14 protein-coding genes are annotated in these 18,664 nt (G+C 45.5%); 11 read left to right on the top strand and 3 right to left on the bottom strand.

Annotated elements, in window-relative coordinates; all coding sequences use genetic code 11:
- The first annotated feature begins 106 nt into the window (after positions 1–106).
- Positions 107–2,626, top strand: a complete 2,520-nt coding sequence (locus tag ACMXYO_RS17120) for a PDZ domain-containing protein (protein WP_415886345.1) — start codon at positions 107–109, stop codon at positions 2,624–2,626.
- 76 nt (positions 2,627–2,702) lie between these two features.
- Here the strand turns inward: ACMXYO_RS17120 and folE2 are convergent, their stop codons facing one another.
- Positions 2,703–3,638 (bottom strand): GTP cyclohydrolase FolE2, encoded by a 936-nt coding sequence (gene folE2 / locus ACMXYO_RS17115; protein WP_415886344.1) that lies wholly within the window; start codon positions 3,636–3,638, stop codon positions 2,703–2,705.
- A 514-nt stretch (positions 3,639–4,152) separates the two neighbouring features.
- On the opposite strand from folE2, the gene ACMXYO_RS17110 reads away from it, so the two are divergent.
- Positions 4,153–5,643 carry an FMN-binding glutamate synthase family protein gene (locus ACMXYO_RS17110; RefSeq protein ID WP_415886343.1) on the top strand — a complete coding sequence of 497 codons (1,491 nt, stop codon included), beginning with the start codon at positions 4,153–4,155 and terminating at the stop codon, positions 5,641–5,643.
- Between the two features lie 77 nt (positions 5,644–5,720).
- Here ACMXYO_RS17110 and ACMXYO_RS17105 read toward each other — a convergent pair whose 3' ends face one another.
- Both ACMXYO_RS17105 and ACMXYO_RS17100 read right to left on the bottom strand, forming a co-directional pair.
- Entirely contained in the window at positions 5,721–5,918 is a 198-nt protein-coding gene (locus ACMXYO_RS17105; RefSeq protein WP_415882932.1) for a PA3496 family putative envelope integrity protein, read from the bottom strand.
- Between the two features lie 285 nt (positions 5,919–6,203).
- Positions 6,204–7,097, bottom strand: coding sequence for an SIS domain-containing protein (locus ACMXYO_RS17100; protein WP_415886341.1), 894 nt, complete (start codon positions 7,095–7,097; stop codon positions 6,204–6,206).
- 145 nt (positions 7,098–7,242) lie between these two features.
- Between ACMXYO_RS17100 and ACMXYO_RS17095 the strand changes: the two genes are divergently transcribed.
- From ACMXYO_RS17095 to ACMXYO_RS17055, 9 genes are all read left to right on the top strand, one after another.
- Positions 7,243–8,325, top strand: a complete 1,083-nt coding sequence (locus ACMXYO_RS17095; protein ID WP_415886340.1) for a TRAP transporter substrate-binding protein — start codon at positions 7,243–7,245, stop codon at positions 8,323–8,325.
- Positions 8,326–8,395: 70 nt separating this feature from the next.
- Positions 8,396–8,992 carry a YjaG family protein gene (locus ACMXYO_RS17090; RefSeq protein ID WP_415886339.1) on the top strand — a complete coding sequence of 199 codons (597 nt, stop codon included), beginning with the start codon at positions 8,396–8,398 and terminating at the stop codon, positions 8,990–8,992.
- 3 nt (positions 8,993–8,995) lie between these two features.
- Positions 8,996–9,265 carry a hypothetical protein gene (locus ACMXYO_RS17085; protein ID WP_415886338.1) on the top strand — a complete coding sequence of 90 codons (270 nt, stop codon included), beginning with the start codon at positions 8,996–8,998 and terminating at the stop codon, positions 9,263–9,265.
- Positions 9,265–9,693, top strand: coding sequence for a hypothetical protein (locus ACMXYO_RS17080; RefSeq protein WP_415886337.1), 429 nt, complete (start codon positions 9,265–9,267; stop codon positions 9,691–9,693). The genes ACMXYO_RS17085 and ACMXYO_RS17080 overlap by 1 nt, the downstream gene beginning before the upstream one ends.
- 428 nt (positions 9,694–10,121) lie before the next feature.
- A complete protein-coding gene (locus ACMXYO_RS17075; protein ID WP_415886336.1) occupies positions 10,122–10,928 on the top strand; it encodes a response regulator in 807 nt (268 codons plus the stop codon).
- Positions 10,929–10,945: 17 nt separating this feature from the next.
- Positions 10,946–11,305: a response regulator gene (locus tag ACMXYO_RS17070; protein WP_415882925.1), complete on the top strand. Its 360-nt coding sequence runs from the start codon at positions 10,946–10,948 to the stop codon at positions 11,303–11,305.
- 10 nt (positions 11,306–11,315) lie between these two features.
- Positions 11,316–11,795, top strand: coding sequence for a chemotaxis protein CheW (locus ACMXYO_RS17065; RefSeq protein ID WP_415886335.1), 480 nt, complete (start codon positions 11,316–11,318; stop codon positions 11,793–11,795).
- A gap of 16 nt (positions 11,796–11,811) precedes the next feature.
- Positions 11,812–13,929, top strand: coding sequence for a methyl-accepting chemotaxis protein (locus ACMXYO_RS17060; protein WP_415886334.1), 2,118 nt, complete (start codon positions 11,812–11,814; stop codon positions 13,927–13,929).
- Positions 13,930–13,950: 21 nt separating this feature from the next.
- Positions 13,951–18,660, top strand: a complete 4,710-nt coding sequence (locus tag ACMXYO_RS17055) for a response regulator (RefSeq protein ID WP_415886332.1) — start codon at positions 13,951–13,953, stop codon at positions 18,658–18,660.
- Positions 18,661–18,664 lie beyond the last annotated feature (4 nt).

The following is an 18,664-nucleotide window of genomic DNA, read 5'->3' as shown; positions in this document are numbered from 1 at the left end:
GTATTCGGATGAGCATGGTTGAAATAGAGTGAGATGGTATCTGCCTTGATCGCCTGCTAATGTAAGCGTTAAAGACAGACGGTTTTAAGCCTTAAACGGAACTTACATGGCCTATCTTTCCCGAATAAATATTCAATCTGCTTTTCTGCTATTTGCTGCACTAGCCCTGAGTGCTTGCTCTCAGATAGTCCCGCCTACTGACTTACCGCACGCGCCATTATCTAAAACTGAGCTACCTGGTTATCTCGGTATTATTATGGCGGCCGAGCCTATTGGCGAAGCTCAAGAAGATCAAGCACTTGTCCGTGTAGTCGCTGTAGTGTCCGGCTCTTCTGCAGATCTAGCCGGTTTAAAGTCAGGTGATATTTTAGTTTCTTTAGATGGCGAACCTTTAGAAAGGCCTCGAAAAGAGGTGACTGCTTTTCTTCGATCCCGCATTCAAAACCTTGGCGCGGGTGCTGAATTCGTTTTTAAAATAAAGCGTCGCACAGTTTCAGATCAGTTATCGGTTGATGGTCAGCCTTTAGAAAGAACGCAATCGGAATTGGCAGGCTCAGTCGTTATTCCTCACTGGGAACGCTTGCTTAATGCTTATCCAAATCAGCGGGTAACTTTGGAAGGGCGAGTATCAGAACAGGAGAAGTTGGTTACGACTGTTTTGAGCCCTAAACCGGGATCAGTGAACAAGGCATTGCCGGAAAATTCGACATTACGTCCTGATCTTGCAACAGTTGAGGGCTCTACCGAAGAAGTTTTTGTACAGAAAATTATTCGCCTTTCTCCCTCTCAAGCAGCTTTAAATCAGAGTTATCAAGAGTTGTTGAATCGGTTTGAAAAGGATCAGATGATAGATGATGCTTTTCGACTGAATACAGTGCGTTACCTTCATAGAGATCCATTAAAACTCTCACTCGCTACTCGAGCGTTAGGAGCGGATTTACGGAAGGTCCAAAAAGGAAAGCTGCTTAATCTTGATCAATTGTTTAGTGTAGCCCGATCACAGTTAGACCTCCCTAAACCTTCTGTTCTTTCAAACTTACCAATTAGGCCTTTGAAAAGAGCGAACGTTGCCGAGCATGGTCGTTATGTAGAGCAGTTGCTCGCATTAGCGCAAGTACAGGTTGATCAAGCGTTTGTTGCACTGGCTCCTGGAGAGCGGGAGCTTCTGGCTCAAGTATTGCCTACCTTAGCTGAGCAGTTTGCTGAGCGTTTATTTATCTACTTAGATGACGATGCTCAGCGCTTAGAGCAACATAATCAGGCTTTAAACATACTGAAAAAGGTGGATATTGCATCCTTAGTAGCGGCTGCAGAAGTGATGTCGGTCGCAATAGAACCTGAATATTTATCTCAGCTTGAGAGCGATCTGCGTCTGTTTGAGCAGCAGCAAAGAGACTATGCAAAAGTGAAAGGGATAAAAGGCGAGGTCTTATGGTACTCAGAAAAAGGGATTCTCTTTGCCGGCAGTGGCAACAACCAATATCTAGAAAACTTCCCTGTGATTATCGATCTAGGTGGTTCTGATCAATACCGAGTTCCTGTTGCCGCTGCTCGGCCTGACTCGCCTATAGCACTATTAATAGATCTTGGAGGAGATGATCGCTATCAGTCGGCGCAAGCCTTTGCCCAAGGCAGTGGCTTTATGGGGGTGGGTATTCTCTATGATCACGCTGGCAACGATCGTTATACCAGTAATCAACCCTTTGCCCAGGGTAGTACTCTGACTGGAGTAGGTTTGTTGATCGATCGACGTGGGGATGATCTGTATCGAGGCATACGGTTTACCCAAGCAAGCGCATTGGGGAAAGGTTTTGCTGCGATTGTTGATAGTAGTGGAAATGATGAGTTTGATGCTGGGGGCTTTGCTCAGGGCTTTGCCGGTCCCGGTGCTTTTACTGCTCTAATCTCAAAAGGTGGTGATGATCGCTATCATGCATCGGGTCATTATCGATCAAGTTACTCTAATGGTGTTGGGATCTACAAAGGGTTTTCTCAGGGAGTTGGCGTTGGCCTCCGCCATCAAGCCTCTGGTGGGATAGGTGTGTTGCTGGATGATGGTGGTGAAGATGCATACGAAGCCGGCAACTTTTCGCAAGGTGGTGGTTATTACTTTGGCTGGGGAGCCTTAATCGACCTTGGTCAACAATCGGATGTTTATGAAGGCTCGCGTTATGCCCAAGGTTTTGCCTCCCATTCGGCGTTGGGTTCTTTCTGGGATCAAGGCGGCGACGACCACTATCAAAGCTGGGTCGGGGCAGCGAACAGTGCCGCTTGGGATCTGTCAGTGACTGTTTTTTTAGATGATATGGGTGATGACTTTTACGCCAAGGGGCATAGCTTTTCCCTCGGCGCATCAGCCCACAATGGATTGGCGTTGTTTGTCGATCAGCAAGGAAAAGACACTTATCAAATGTACCCGGCGAGAAGCGGCCCTAATGATTACCATGGAGGCCCCAGTCTTTCATTTTTTGTGGATGCGGGTGGCGATGAAGATAGCTATCTGATTAACAAAGTGAGTAACAATCAGGCCAATCAAAGAGGTGAGTCAGGAATAATTGTCGATCTGCCTCTGTATTGGTATCAAATAAATGATCAGCAGTTGAAAAGACTGTTGGAGGCTGAATAGTTGTTCTTTTAGCTATAACTTCCAGATACAAAAAAGGCAGCTATTAAGCTGCCTTTTTTATTATCGAATTTAAAGCTTAGCTGTAATCAGCTGGGCTGTAACCGCCTGCAATACCTTTAGACGCAAGAGCAACTGCATCATGAGCGTGTAAGCTCTCGAAGTGCTCTACCTTCAACCAGAAGTCAGCGTACTGCTCTTGGCTAAGTAGTGCTTGTTTAACGCGTCGAGCTGCGTCTTCACAGAACATTAGGTTGTGACCGTTCAAGCGAGCAAACTCTTGTTCGTCAGCACGTTTTACTGCAGTTTGTACTGGTGTCTTTAGGGCATCTTCAACAAGATCAATTAGATCTGTTAATGGGAATGCGCCCATGTCTTTATCCAGTTTAACCCAAGCTGTTGCTTGGCTACGTTGGCTATGGGGCGTAGCGAATGAGCCCTTTTCAGACTTCAACCAGTTCTCTACGTCTTCAACGTTAATGCTGCCTTTGTTAGCAAAGTCATCAGTGAATGCTTGAGCTAATAGCTGACGTGATAATGCTGCTGAACACGGGCAAGTGGATGAGTACGGAACGCGTGTTGCTAGTTCCAGAACTACTTCGCCATCTTTCAGAGTTGCACGTAGCGTCGTGGAGTAGCTTTTCCAACCGCTATTATCGCTTTTTAGAGCATCGCGCTTGATTAGGAAATCAAAATCAAAGTTTAGGAAAACCTGAGTTGAGATATCGTGATGGCTATCCAATAGGTGGGATAAGAAATCTGTTAACGCAGGAACATTCAGCGTTTGATTTTCAAAAAAGTTACTTAGCGCAAGGTAAAGGCGCGACATATGAATGCCTTTAACCTTTGGGTTTACCAGATTAACGTAGGTATTAACACGTGCTCCGATGCTGTTTACACCTAGTTTACTATCGTCAAATTGCAGAGGGACGGTGATTCCATTCATGCCCACCCAGTCCAGAGAGCCGTGAATCTCAGGATTTTGATGGCTGGTAACGTCAGGCAAGTTGGTCATGAAGCAGGTCTTCCAATTCGGTAGTTATCAAAATCTGAATCCGTAAGCTCTTACGTATAGAAAAATAGGCTTACGTTAAACAATACCTAGTTAAATAGGGGCGTATAACGAAAAAACAAGCGCCTGTTCAAAAATGAATCAGGGTTAGGCTCAATTCGTAAATATGACCTATAAAAAAGTACTATTCCTTAGGCTGAAAGTCTAAAAAATAGAAGAGCGACGTACCATACCTCTTGATAAAGGGGGTTGGCAAATATCATATAAAAAAAGTCGCTTTTTGGGGCATAAAATCTGCCTTTTTCGTTTAAATACCTTGCTTTTGTATGCCTTTTGAAATGTTAGAGAGTTTTAATGTTTCAGCGGGATTTTCGCTTATAAGGTTAATAATGGATGCTAGCCTATTAATAACTATAGGATATTTTGATTTATCTATTTACACAGAAGCCGATACAGCATACAAACAAAGAAAAAACCTCGTTAAGAGGCGGTGCTATGTCTATAGGAGGTCCATAGCATGAATGATTCAATGTCGAGCTTTGCTATAAATTTTATCGCGTTTGTTGGGATTGCGTTCTTGGTACTGTTTGTTGTCGCAATCGTTGTGGCGGTAGTTTTATACCAAATCGATAAACATCAAACAGCGCAAACTATCCGTCGTAACTACCCTCTGATTGGTCGCTTTCGCTATCTTTTTGAACATGCTGGTGAATTTTTCCGTCAGTACTTCTTTGCAATGGACCGTGAGGAGATGCCATTTAACCGTGTGCAACGCTCTTGGGTTTATCGCGCAGCCAAGAATGTAGATAGCACTATTGCCTTTGGTTCGTCACGTGATCTACGTATTCCTGGTACCTATTATTTTCTAAATTGTCCTTTCCCGACCTTAAAGGAAGATGCGGTAACAACGCAGAGTTTACGTATAGGCCCTTATTGTAAGACACCTTACGATGCAGCTTCTTTTTTTAATATTTCTGGCATGAGTTATGGTGCGCTATCCCGGCCTGCAATCGAGGCCTTATCTCAGGGGGCTAAGAAAGCAGGTTGCTGGATGAACACAGGTGAAGGTGGGGTATCGCCTTTCCATCTTGAATCCGGCTGTGACATTGTTTATCAGATTGGCACTGCAAAATATGGTTTGCGTGATGAAAACGGAAAGTTCTCTGAGGAAAAGCTAAAAGAGAAAGGTGATCTTCCTCAAGTTAAGATGTTCGAGATCAAACTGAGTCAGGGTGCTAAACCGGGTAAAGGTGGTATCTTGCCGGGTGAGAAGGTAACACCAGAGATTGCAGCGGTACGTGGTATCCCTGTAGGCCAAGACTCTTTAAGCCCAAACCGTCATCCAGATATAGCTTCTATTGATGACCTGCTTGATATGATTGAAAAGGTACGTCGTATCACCGGTAAACCATGTGGTTTCAAAATGGTATTGGGCGATGCTGAGTGGTTGGATGAATTTTGTGAGTCGGTTAACAAGCGTGGCGTAGAGAGTGCTCCAGACTTTATTACGTTAGACAGCTGTGACGGTGGCACTGGTGCTGCACCAATGCCGTTAATGGACAGCGTAGGTCTTCCGCTGCGGGAGAGCTTACCTATTTTGGTAAACAAACTTATGGCTCACAACCTGCGTGAGCGTGTCCGAGTTATTGCCTCAGGTAAATTGATTAACCCTACTGATGTTGGTGCTGCCCTTTGTATGGGGGCTGATTTCACTGTAACGGGTCGTGGCTTTATGTTTGCTCTGGGTTGTATTCAGGCATTGCAGTGTAATAAAAATACCTGTCCGACCGGTATCACTACCCATGATCCCGATCTTCAGCGCGGTTTAGTACCGATGGTTAAAGCAGATCGTGTCGCTAACTATCACAATCATTTGGTACATGAGGTGGAGATGATCGCCCACTCTTGTGGTGTAACCGAGCCGCGTCAGCTTAAGCGCAAGCATTGTGCAATCGTGGTGGAAGGCAGTCGATCTATACCACTGAATATTCTCTATCCAGAGTATTAGTAAACAACCCAAGCAAAAACGCCAGTCATTAGGACTGGCGTTTTTATTTGTAAGTAATCATAGCGGGTGATTTTACGTTACTCATCAAACCAACATTCGTCGATGTGAGAGGCGAGTTCTTTTTCTTCTTGGCGTTGTTCGATGGCTCGGCGAGCTCTAAGCGCGCGGCGCGTTGCGAGTTTTTTGCGGGAAAGTTTTTCTTCTTCTTCAAAACCCACTAACAGATCGAATACTTCAACCTGGGTTTCGTTAAGCTCTTCAGTTTTATGCAGCATAGTAAGCTCCTGATCTTATCTTAACGGTCAGAAGGCCCATCGAGCGAAGCAGTAACTGATTATGCTTGTTAAGGCATAAACCCTTCGCTCCTCGATGAGGGGCTCTGGTGAAGTTGCTTAATAGAAAGATTTCTATCAAACACTCTTTTTAATACAGCCTTATCCCTGTTTTATAATAGCTCTGAACAAATATCAAACAATTTTCGGCGAATTCCGAGAGGAATATTAAAAAGCCTATGTTGCAAAAGGGTGAAGAAGAGATGTCACAAATGTGACAGAAATCGCTTAATCTTCGTCCATTTCATCGGCATGACGAGCGCTTGGGCGCTTGTCATTTTGACGTAAAGATCTGAGGCTACGTTTGATAGTTTTTAGATGATCAACCAGCCCTGGCCCTAGCTTCATCGCTACACCAACAGCGAGTACATCAATAACAACCAGATGAAGTACGCGAGAAGACATAAGGGTGCTTAGATCTTTATCTTCTTCCAGATCAATATGGATCGGAATGCTCGCAAGATCAGCTAGAGGAGTATCACTTGGGCAGAGTGAGATAACGGTTGTGCCGGTTTCTTTTACCAGCTTGACTGTATGTAAAAGATCTTTGGTACGACCTGTTTGAGAGATAGCCACTACGACATCACGATCATCAAGCGATACAGCTGAGATAGCTTGCATATGCGGATCGGAATAAGAGGTGCTGGATACTTTTAAACGGTGGAATTTATGCGCGGCGTCAGTACAAACTGGAGCCGATGCACCAAAGCCATAGAACTCGACACGGCGAGCCTTAGCTAGAGCAGCGATCGCACGCTCAACTGTAGTGGTATCTAATTGCTCTTTGATATTGAGCAAGTTACCAATCATGGAATCGAAGATCTTTTCTTTAAACTCAGTCACAGTGTCTTTTGAGTTTAAAGAAAATTGCTCGAAGTGATTATTACTGGCTAAACCTTGAGCTAAGGTGAGTTTGAAATCTTGGAAGCCATCGTAGCTAAGGGCACGACAGAAACGAACCACGGTAGGCTCACTGACATTTGCTTCAGATGCTAGATCAACAATACGCATATGGATCACTTCATTAGCGTGAGCTAAAACATAATCCGCAACTTTTTGCTCTGACTTCCTTAAGTTCTCACGCGCTTGCGCAATCGACTTAAGCAGATTGAACGAGTTCAACCCTACACCTCACTTAGCACTTATAAATTAATACTACAGTTTTAAGTATAACAACCTTCTGACGCTCAGATCATCATTTGTTGTAAATTGCGGAGTGAAAAATCGCATGTTATTTTCGTTAAAAAAATAAATAAGGTTTCCATTTGTGAAACGTCGTAAGTTTATTCAGCAAGCAGGTTCTCTGCCCATTGCCGCCGCTTTAGCGACGGCTCCTCAAGTTGGTAATGCAGCACTTATTCCTGAATTTCGTTGGACTATGGTCACGACTTGGCCTAAAAACTTCCCGGGGTTTGGCATGGGGGCTAATTTTCTCGCCAACTTAATCAATGAGATGAGCGGCGGCCGTATCCAGATATCTGTTTATGGTGCCCATGAGAAAGTTGCGCCTTCAGAAGTCTTTGATACAGTCTCTCAAGGCAAAGCTGAAATGGGGCATGGCGCTGCATTTTATTGGCAAGATAAAGTCAGGGCTGCGCAGTTTTTTGCGGCGGTACCTTTTGGCATGACTGCGCAAGAGATGAATGCTTGGTTGTATCAAGGGCGTGGCCTCGAACTTTGGCAGGAACTCTACGCAGAATATGATTTGATTCCAGCTGCGTGTGGTAATACCGGCGTGCAAATGGGTGGCTGGTTTAACCGCGAAATTAACAGCATTGAGGATTTTAAAGGTCTAAAAATGCGTATTCCCGGCTTAGGCGGGGAGGTGGTGAAACGTCTAGGTGCGGAACCGGTATTGTTATCGGGAGATGAAATCTTTCGAGCGCTTGAACAGGGGGAGATTGAGGCTGCAGAGTGGGCTGCTCCATACAACGATGTCGCGCTGGGCCTTTATAAAGTTGCTAAATATTACTACTACCCCGGTTGGCATGAGCCTGGTACAACCATTGAATGCATCGTCAATAAACAAGCGATGAACCAGTTGCCGAAAGATCTGCAATTGATCGTGACTAATGCCATGAAAGTGGCTAACCAAGAGATGCTAGCGGAACTTACTGCAAAAAATCACCGTGCCTTAGAAGTGTTGTTAAAGGTGCATAAGGTTGAGTTACGCCCGTTTCCTGATGAGGTGTTGGAGCAACTACGTGTGGCATCTCATGAAGTAATTCAACAAGAGTTAGAAAAAGATCCCAGAGCGGTGAAAATATACGAATCATTTGAGAACTTTAGACAGCAGGCGATGGCTTGGCACGATGTCTCGGAGCGGGCTTATATGCTCGCGCGAGAATAGCTACAGATTTCACTGCAATTAGCCGTAAAACCGGTACAATAAACACTTTCCAATAGTTCAGGTGAATGAGATGTCTGATCAGCGCTTTGACAAAGAGTTTTACGATCTTAAAGATTGGCAGTTAGCGGCCTACTGCGCTGCAGTCTCAGAACGCATGTTCCCTAATTTTGCTCTGTTTGCTCGTTTGATGGAGTTTGGTGATGTCAGCAAAATGCGTCAAATTCTGGATGCAGTTTGGGATCATCTGAACAATACCGGTGCAAAAATGAACTTCGAAGTTCAGCTGGATAAGGTGGAAGAAAATATGCCTGATCTAGATGATTTTGATATGTATGGTGCATCACCAGCTTTGGATGCTGTTGTCGCATTGTTCTCTACACTTAACACCGTAATCGCCGCAGATGCCAGCGAAGTTGTTGCTGTAGCAAATATGTCTCGTGAGTCTGTGGCAGGGTTTATTGAGCTAAATGCGGATGATCAGATCTCTGATGATGAGCTGGTTAAATTCATCAATACACACGACCTGATGTTGCAAGAAGATGATTTCCAAGCGGATATCCTAGAGATCATTCAAGATGACCTCCCACGCCGTGATGCTTTGCAAGAGCTACGTGAACTAGCGCATAACGACGGTTACAGTAACCTAGGCATAAGTGATAGCGAATAGTTCATGCTACGAATTGGTTTAATACTTCTGGTTTTGCCATCAATTGCTTTGATGGTTCTTTTCTATGTTGATCAAAGCGCCGTTGATGCGTGCTTAGATCAGGGCGGTTCATATAACTATGATCTGGCTGAATGTGATCTTGAGCAGGAACACCCATTTAAACCTTTATTAGTTAGGCACCCATTGGTGGTGAATGGCGGCATGTTGCTGTCAGTTGTGGGTGTATTTATGTGTATGAAAGGACTGCTTTGGCGTCCACGTAAGGAAGCCTGATGGTTAAAAAGATTATTTGGGGAATTTTGTTACTGCTTGCAGCGGGTGTTTTTTTGGCTTGGTTAACACAAGATAAGTGGTTACCAGGTTGGAATCAGGAACTTGCTGATCAGAATAGCGAATTTCAGCAAAAAGGATTGGAGCTAGGACAACAATCTGATCAGCTAACTTGTCTTGAGGAAGCGCTAAGTAGCTTTAATCAATGCTCAGGATTTAGTTGCACGATTAAGCATGGAAAATTCTTAAAAGCCTGTCTAAACAATGCATCGCCGAGTGAAAACTTCTGTAAGGACGTTCCTGAATTCAGAGAAGAGCGTACTGAAGATGATAAATCATGGGCGCGTCACGCCTGCTGGAGTCGGGATGTTCGAGGTGAAGGTTGTCGCCTCCTGATGCGGCAACAGCAGCTATTTTGCAGCGAAAAGTAATGAAACGGACCTAAAGGTCCGTTTTTTTTAGTTGCTATATTAATTTAAAAAGTTCTAACATAAGACCACTCTCAGTTAGTGCACAAGAGGTTTTATTCATTTAATAAAATCGGTAGTGTATAGAGACGGACGTTTTTTAGACGTCACTAATAAAAATAATAAATTCTAGAGTAGAGATGGAGACTGGTAACCGCATTTTTATGCTGTGGGTTGCTAGTGCTAGCTTATGGAAGTCATGTGTTACTGCAATGGTAGTTCACAGCGAGTTGGTTGTGATGCTGCAACATTAATGAAAAAAGCGCCATGTATTATCCCGCATTCGTCTGGGGTAGCTCAGGGCAGTTGTAATAATTTGGGTGATATTCATCATCTTATTCCCCCTCGACTTTTAGCATATCCCATTTCATCTGTAAGGGTATGGGGCTGATATGTTGATAGGTTCAATAGGTTTTCCTAACGATCAACGGGCTAAGCTAGAAAAGATTTTCAAGCTGTCTAAACAGACCCGTTATACGTTGGTAACTCCCGATTTTTCTGAGCTTCCTGACCTGCTGCTCGTATTTGGATTTGACCTCTCTCTATACCCTGAATTAGCGGATATTCCTCAAAGTTATCATGCCCGCATCATTTTGGTCGGTCGTGGTAAGCCTGAAAGCGAGGAACATGCTCGTCTTGGTTACCCTCTGGTTTCTTCTCGAGTTTTACGTGCCTTAGATAAGATGACGCGCGAAAACGAAGAGATGGATTTAGAGTCCGCTAAACAGGAGCCAAAAGAAGATACTTTCAGTAAATACACTGCACCTGAGCCTACGGAAAGTGCCGCAGTTGAAAGTGGTCGAACCAGTTATCAAGTATTGGTAGTGGATGATAACGATGTAATGCAGCAGGCATTAAATGCCGAGTTACAGCAGTTACCGCTACCGGTTAATGTGCACTTTGCTGGTTCTGGCGAAGAAGCACTCGCGAATGTAACAGATCATAGTTATGACTTTATTTTTCTGGATGTGGTTATGCCTGGAATGGACGGGTTTGAAGCCTGTACAGAGATGCGTAAACGTCCAGAACTAAAGAAAACCCCAATCATAATGCTGACCTCTAAGACTTCACCTATGGATGAGGTGAAAGGAATTATGTCGGGCTGTTCCACTTATCTGACCAAGCCAATCGTGCATGAAGAGTTTCAGAAGGTGATCGGCCGAGTATCCAATTGGGTTGATGAATTTCAGAAAGCGTAAGTAAATGGAGCTATCCAGTGAAAAAAGTATTGGTTGTTGAAGATGACCTAGTTCAGCAGAAGCATATTTGTACAGTATTGGCTTCTTGCGGTGTTGAAGTAGTCGCTGCCAACGATGGCAAGCAGGGTCTTGAAAAGGCAAAGACGGAAAATCCAGATCTGATTTTTATGGATATCGTCATGCCTGAAATGGATGGTTACTCAGCCTGTCGTCAGATAACTTCTGACGAAGCAACAAAACATATTCCAGTCGTGATTGTATCGAGTAAAAACGAAGAGGCCGATAAGGTTTGGGCACAGTTACAAGGTGCAACAGCCATGGTCTCTAAGCCGTTTACTGATGCAGAACTAATGGCGCAAATTTCTGCGTTAACTTGAGACATACGCGATGGATGCTCAGCTAACAATAAATATAAAAGCGGATGATCAGCCTAGCATTCACCAGATTCGGCACGGTTTTGAAATCGGTAGTTACCAGCTACTTATCTCGGAATTAACCCGGGCTGAGGTGGTGAAAGCTCCCTCAATTTGTTTGACCCCATCTACACCTGACTGGTTCGCCGGATTTATGAATCACCGTGGCGAAATGGTGCCTGTTTATGATCTGAATAGGTACCTAGAAATCTTAGATGGCAAAACAGCCCCACAATCTTGGGTATTGCTGATCGATGATCATCCGAAGACTGTTGGTGTCTTATTGACCCAACCACCTCAAAGTATCACGGACCCAGTTTTACTGGATCAAGCATGTGGGGATCTGCCTGATGTTATCCGTCAGGCAGCGGGACAGGTATACGAGCATCAAGATCGGCACTGGGTCGAAATTGATCATCACCGGTTGTTCCTAGCCTTGAAGAAACAGTTTTAAAAGTACGGAGTGAGCTATGCAGTCGTTTTGGGAATTTAAGAACATCAGGATACCGATTAAGTTCGCAATCGTATTAGGATTGCTCTGTGCCGGTCTGTTCTTTATGAGTGCGTCCTACTACCAGACAATCGTTCTGCAAGAGGAAGCAAAACAACGCTCTCAAAACCTAAATAGCTTCTTGCTACTTGTACGAGATATCCAGGAAAGTGTGGCCGAGGCCCGTTTCCAAGAGAAGAGTTTCCAAGTATCGAAGGAGATGGATCGCCTATCCATCTATAACGATGTAATGGCGAAGCTGGATAAAGATATCCTGAGCCTTAAAGCCTACCTTCGAACAGACAAAGACAAACAGCTGGTAGAGCAGTTCCAAGTCATTATGGATCAGTATCAGGACGTATTCTATGACGCTTCTGAAACGGCAATCCAGATCGGTGTAAATAAGAATGAAGGCCTATCAGCAGAGATCCGTACCCTTATTTCACAAACTGAACCTCTAGTTCTATGGATCAACCGTAACTGGGTTCGTGATCAATTATCGGTTGTGCAAACCGATCTTGATAAATATATCGCTACTGATGGTCGAGAAGTTGACCTGGATATTATTCAAACAGATCTGTATACCATCAGAAGACAGATCCAAACGGCTCATCTAGATTCCAGCAAGGTTAAATCTCTATCCGATAGCCGTGCGTCCGCTTCAAGTAATATCGAACAGATTGAATTATTGGTAGCAGAATTAGCAGAAGCAATTGAGCGTAAACAAACTCAGTTTGCCAGCCTGCAAGAGATCATCGACAAACTATCTCCAAAGATCGATGAAGTAACCGAGCTAGCGGCTAACTACAAAGTACAAAACGACCTGTTGATTGCTGACGATACCACTGAGATGGCGACTTACTTCTTGATCTCTATCGGTTTGATGATTGTGGCGATGGCTATCTCTCTATCCATCATCAAATATGGCGTAATCGATCCACTGAAAACTATCCAGTCAGCGGTAGATAAAGTACGTGAAGGCGATGTAGAAGCACGAAGCGGCTTGGACACGCAAGACGAATTGGGTCAGCTATCGAGCGTATTGGATAACATGCTTGATGAGAAAGAGAGCGCCCTTCAAGTTAAGGAACAAGAGAACCAACGTCTTAACAGCTCGATCATTACCTTGATCCAGAACGTATTCCAGATCTCCCAGCGAGACCTAACGGTACGCGTACCTGTAGCAGAAGATGTTACCGGTGCGGTATCTGACTCCATCAACCAGTTGGTAGAGTCGATCGAGTCGGTATTGCAGGAAGTAAACAGCGTATCCACCCGTGTAAATGATGCATCGGTTCAGGTGAAATCTCAGTCTGAAACGGTATTGAGCTATGCGGAACGAGAGAAAGAGGAGATCAGTGAAACATTGAACGGTTTGGACTCTGCAATCCGGGCAATGGAATTGATCTCTAAACTAGCCGTATTGTCGAACAACGCATCTCAGAAAGCGATCAAAACATCTGAAACGGCGATGGACTCAGTATCTCAGACTATCGACAGTATCAACAAAATCCGCCAGACCATCCATGAGGCAGAAAAACGTATTAAACGATTGGGCGAACGTTCCCAAGAGATCGGTGGTATCGTCAACCTGATCAACAACATCTCGGAACGTACCCACGTACTATCCCTTAACGCGAGTATGCACGCGGCATCAGCCGGTGAAGCGGGTCGTGGTTTGATGGTGGTAGTAGATGAGGTACAACGTCTTGCGGAGAACTCCCGTGAAGCAACCTCTGAGATTGAATCCCTAGTAAACAATATCCAGCTTGAGACATCGGATACGATTAATGTAATCAACAACGTAATCACCGACGTAGTCGAGGGCACGCGCCTAGCGGAAGAAGCGGGTGAGCGTATGGACGAAACCCGTGCCACAACTCAAACGCTGGTAGATTCCGTAGTACGTATCGCACACAGCTCGGTGAAACAGGCGAAAGTAGCGGAAGAGCTACGTACCCGTGCCAACAGCATTAACGAAACCACTCAAGCGACCAACGCCGAAATGAAGCAGCAGGCTCAGCTATCTGATGAGTTGGTAGATGCGGCCGATGAGCTTCAGAAATCAGTTAGTGTATTTAAACTCGCTTCATCCTGAGAATAGGTGGGATAGAGATCAATGTTTGATCCTAAACTAGCCATCGAGTGGCTGACAGCGAAGCAGAAGCTTTGTCTGAAAATGGAGCTGCCTCTAACGGAACTGGTGGTCGAGCTGTATGAGTATGTCGACCAGTTTAGTGAGCATAACCTTACCGGGCTATCTGACTTTCTAGCGTTGTATGCTGAGCTGTTAGAGTCTTTAGATGAGGCTCAACTGAAGCAAACCGAAATGGTGATGTCAGAGATGTCTGACAAACTACAGGGCTTGTTTTCTCAGCCGCCAGAGGAAGTCTCGCAAGGCTTAGTGACGTTATTGCAAAGTGACTATTGGCCAGAGCCTGTGGCTGCAGAAGATGCTGAATTCCTACTCGAACTTTTACAAGATGACAGTCGCCAACTGCAACCACAACCGCAGTTAAGTGATGTTGAACAGGTTGAGGTGACTGCAGAAGTTGATGGTTTGAATGCTTCTGAGGCTGATATTACATCATCTAGTCACCCGATCGCCGTTGAGTCGGTTGAGCTTCTAGGGACTATAGCTGCTGCACTACCCGATTTCTCCGAGCAGCAATCTGACCACCTCTATGATCTGATTGATCGCTGCTCCGAAGATGATTTAACCGGTCTGGCTGACATGCTGGCGCTTTATGGCGAGCTACTTCAGCAATTGGACGAACTGGAAGAAACCAAGATTGCTTCGCAGTTAAGCACAGCACTGATAAGCCTTCTACAGAGCCTTGATTCTCAGCAGATCGAGCCAGCACTGGCATTGAGGACAGATCCGGCTTGGGTCGAACCAGTGGCTGATGAAGATACGAGTTTCCTAATCGATCTGTTACAGAGTGATTGTAAAGCCTTAGCGGGTGATACAGCACCGTCTATCTCTGCTGAAATTGAAGAGGTCGCAGCAGAATATGAAGTATCGAATGATCAAATAGAATCTGCTGAGCAATCTCTACCAGAACTTGTGCCATTGCTACGTCAAATGGCGGCGGATATCACCCTGTTTGAGGACAAATATACCGATCAATTCTACGACCTAATCGATCGCTATTCCGAAGAGGATTGGACCGGTATCGCTGATATGTTGGCCCTATATGGCGAACTATTACAGCAACTCGAAGAACTCGATGGCACTCAAATTGCGACCAAGCTAAATAGCGCTATTATTCGTCTGTTAGAGCAGCCGTGTGAGCAGAATATCGATTCACTACTGGCGCTTATGAGCGACACCGCTTGGATTGAACCGGTACCTGAAGAGGACGGCAGTTTCCTTTGCGATCTGTTGTTGAATGATTGTCAGAAGCTAAGTTCGTCTTCGGATCAAGACGTACAAAGCGAATTGCTTGAGCAGCCTATCGAAGTTGATCTCCCACCGCTTCCGGAGACCGTTCAGCAAAGCAATATCACTCATCAATTACCCGAATTGCTTCCCTTACTACAGCAGATGGGTGAAGACCTTGATCGCTTTGAAGAGCTGCACTCTGATCAATACTACGAGTTAATTGATGATTACTCTGAGGCAGATTGGACCGGTATTACCGACATGCTGGCGCTGTACGGTGAGCTATTACTGCAAGTTCCCGAATTATCAGAGCAGGCGATAGCAGAGCAGCTACATCAAGCGATAGAGAATCTATTGCAGTCTGCTGATGATCAACAGATTGAACCTGTATTGCGTTTGATGGTTGAGTCGAGCTGGTCAGAGCCTGTATTGGCTGAAGATACAGAGTTCTTAAAACCATTACTGGCGCAAGATGTAGAGCGATTACGCTCAGATATTAACGCAAACGACTCATCGGATGAGCTAGCTGACACTGTTGAAGTGCTGGTTTCTGACAATGAACCAAGCATTGCGATTCTGCCTGAACCACCGACTTTCTGCGAGATTGACCAGACCGTGTTGGAGCAGGGGAATGCTCAAGTGGACCCTGCGGTAGTCACAATGCTGTCGCAATCAGTCCAGCAGCTATCCGATCAGTGGCTGCAGACGGAGATAGAGCGATCAACGCTCGAAGAGAGCATCGATGGTCTGGAAACAGTTATTCGTGCGCTCCAGACTATTAACCTCAACGGCGCAAAAGTTCTGGTTGAAGGTTTAATTGCGAACTTAAGTTATCTACAGCAGCATCAGATTCCGCTACTAGAAGATAAAATTAACGCAGTTTATAACGCCCTTAACTGCTTACTGGATTACTTCTCTGATCTCGGAGCTGCAGAGCATCAACAAGCACTGTTAACAGCTTTCAGTCATGAATCCCTACCTTGCAGGCCTACGGCTGACGAAACAAAATACATTACCGATCTATTCGCGCTAGCGTCGCTGCAGACCAGCGAAGATCTGGTACGTGAGGAAGCAAAACAGGAAGACGTTGAGTTGCATGAATCCGGGGAAATTGATCCTCAGTTATCGGATATGCTGCACAATGAACTGCCAACGCTCTCCGATGAATACTTAAACAGTATTCAGCAGCTGTTGGATCAAGAACACAAACCAGCCTTGCGTAGTGCCCAACGTGCGGTGCATACCTTGAAAGGCCTGGCCAATATGGCAGGTATCAAGGGCTTGGCTAACTTGGCTCACCGGCTAGAGGATGTGCTGGAATTCTTAGCGGATCAGGATCAGCTACCTACCGGTAGTTTGAAGGATGATCTGTTTGAGGCGTCTGATTGTTTAGCGGCGATGGCAGAGGCTATCACCGCGGGCGGAAATGCGCCTGATAATGCGTTTTCGACCCTGCAGTTGATGATGGATTGGGATTACCGTCTTAAAACAGAAGGTGTGGATGCCCTTGATAAAGCACAAGAACGTATCGCTGTTGAATCGGCGGTTGCAAGTGTTGATGATTCTGCCGTTCAGGCTGAAAACACACAAGCGAGTGAAGCAGAGGCTCCTACTGCAGAGACTTCTCGAGAAGAAAATCAGGTCTTCCGAGTGCCGCGTACCGTATTGGATACACTATTCCGTTTGGCGGGTGAATCAAGCACGTTGAACGCCCAGCTTGATGAAGAGGTAACACAGTTACGCGGCTTTACTCGAACTAACCGTGAGCGTCACCGTAACTTGCAGCGTGTTCTCTTTGAATTGGAACAACAGTTCAGCGAACAGATGAATCTACAGCCTCATCTGGATGAAAACGCGGATGACTTCGATCCACTCGAGATGGATCGCTATAACGAAATGCACACGACTATCTCACGTGTGCAAGAGGCTGTAGCAGACGTGCGTGAGGTTACTCAGGAGATGGAAGGACATATCCATAGCTTGAGTACACTGCATATCGCGCAATCCAGCTTGCAGAAAGAGACCCTCGATAATGTCTTAAGTACACGACAAGTCGAAGTCAGTACGATCTCTTCACGTTTACAACGTATCCTGCGCCAGGTGTGCCGTTCTACCGGCAAAGAGGCGCGTTTAGTTATTCAGGGTGAAGATACGCTGGTGGATAGCAATATCTTGAACCAGCTAGCTGACCCGCTGATGCATATTATTCGTAATGCGGTCGATCATGGCTTAGAAAGTACAGGATTAAGGCGTCAACGAGGTAAGCCGGAGCAGGGTACGATTACCCTCAACTTCAGTCTTCATGACGGTCAGATCGAAGTAAGCTGTCAAGATGATGGAGATGGCATCAATACCCAACGGGTATTGGCGATGGCTCACGAGAAGAAATTGATCGAACCAGATCTACCACTGAGTTCGGATGACGTTCACCGACTTATCCTGATTCCAGGTTTCTCCACCCGCGATCAAATCAGCCAATTGTCCGGTCGTGGCATTGGTATGGATGTGGTGTATCAGCAGATCCTACGTCTACAGGGTACCCTAGATATTCAATCCTCCGTAGGCGAAGGTACCTCCTTTACCTTGGCGATGCCGGCCAGCTCATTGATGGTTAAAACCTTGTTGGTTCGCTGCGGTAAGCAGGTATTTGCATTGGCAGGGCATGGTGTTGAGCAAAGCTTAATTTCGTTGGATGGTAAGTTCCAAGAAACCGAAGAGGAACTGTGCTTTATCCACGAGGGTGAGAGCTACCCAGTGTTTATGCTGGAAAACCTTCTACATCAACGCAAACACCTCTATCTTGAGCCGGGTGCTGTGCACCCTGTATTGATCGTTAATATGGCCCAAGGTGAGCGGGTGGCTGTTTTGGTGAAAGAGATTATCGCTCACCGAGAACTGGCCTTTAAACAGATGGGCGAATATGTACCGGATCTGCCGGGTATTCCGGGCCTGACTATTCTTGCCAAGGGTGAAGCGGCGCCAATCGTCGACTTACCGGCCCGTATTCGTCATCAACGAACGACCTTGTCTGATCAGCCGATGCTGCTAGACAACGATATCGATTTAGAGCTTCCACGTCTTCTGGTGGTGGATGATTCTTTGAGTGCTCGGAAATCCCTTGAAACTCTGTTGAAAGACACAGGCTATGAAGTGATGACGGCAATAGACGGTTTGGATGCGTTGAATCAGGTGCGCAAGCGCCAGCCTGATTTGATTCTAACCGATATGGAGATGCCTCGAATGGGAGGCGTTGAATTATCGACCATCTTGAAAAACCGTGAAGAAACGGCTCATATCCCAGTGATAATGATCACCTCACGATCGACGGATAAACATAGATTAGAGGCAACGGATGCAGGAGTCGATGTGTATCTGACCAAGCCATGGTCAGAAAACCATTTGTTAGATCAGGTGGAGAGCTTATTAGCTGAAGCTTGCGTCTAAAGAG

It is taken from the genome of Neptuniibacter sp. QD37_6, assembly GCF_047778085.1.
Taxonomy (GTDB): Bacteria; Pseudomonadota; Gammaproteobacteria; order Pseudomonadales; family Balneatricaceae; genus Neptuniibacter.
The sequence above is the reverse complement of the archived record's forward strand: the minus strand, read 5'-3'. Positions and strand labels throughout refer to the sequence as shown.

Coding starts and splice junctions, on each gene's coding strand:
- ACMXYO_RS17105 (WP_415882932.1), bottom strand. CDS start 5,918: ATGCTGCATAAAACTGAAGAGCTTAACGAAACCCAGGTTGAAGTATTC.
- ACMXYO_RS17065 (WP_415886335.1), top strand. CDS start 11,316: ATGGATGCTCAGCTAACAATAAATATAAAAGCGGATGATCAGCCTAGC.
- ACMXYO_RS17090 (WP_415886339.1), top strand. CDS start 8,396: ATGTCTGATCAGCGCTTTGACAAAGAGTTTTACGATCTTAAAGATTGG.
- folE2 (WP_415886344.1), bottom strand. CDS start 3,638: ATGACCAACTTGCCTGACGTTACCAGCCATCAAAATCCTGAGATTCAC.
- ACMXYO_RS17060 (WP_415886334.1), top strand. CDS start 11,812: ATGCAGTCGTTTTGGGAATTTAAGAACATCAGGATACCGATTAAGTTC.
- ACMXYO_RS17055 (WP_415886332.1), top strand. CDS start 13,951: ATGTTTGATCCTAAACTAGCCATCGAGTGGCTGACAGCGAAGCAGAAG.
- ACMXYO_RS17085 (WP_415886338.1), top strand. CDS start 8,996: ATGCTACGAATTGGTTTAATACTTCTGGTTTTGCCATCAATTGCTTTG.
- ACMXYO_RS17075 (WP_415886336.1), top strand. CDS start 10,122: ATGTTGATAGGTTCAATAGGTTTTCCTAACGATCAACGGGCTAAGCTA.
- ACMXYO_RS17110 (WP_415886343.1), top strand. CDS start 4,153: ATGAATGATTCAATGTCGAGCTTTGCTATAAATTTTATCGCGTTTGTT.
- ACMXYO_RS17120 (WP_415886345.1), top strand. CDS start 107: ATGGCCTATCTTTCCCGAATAAATATTCAATCTGCTTTTCTGCTATTT.
- ACMXYO_RS17080 (WP_415886337.1), top strand. CDS start 9,265: ATGGTTAAAAAGATTATTTGGGGAATTTTGTTACTGCTTGCAGCGGGT.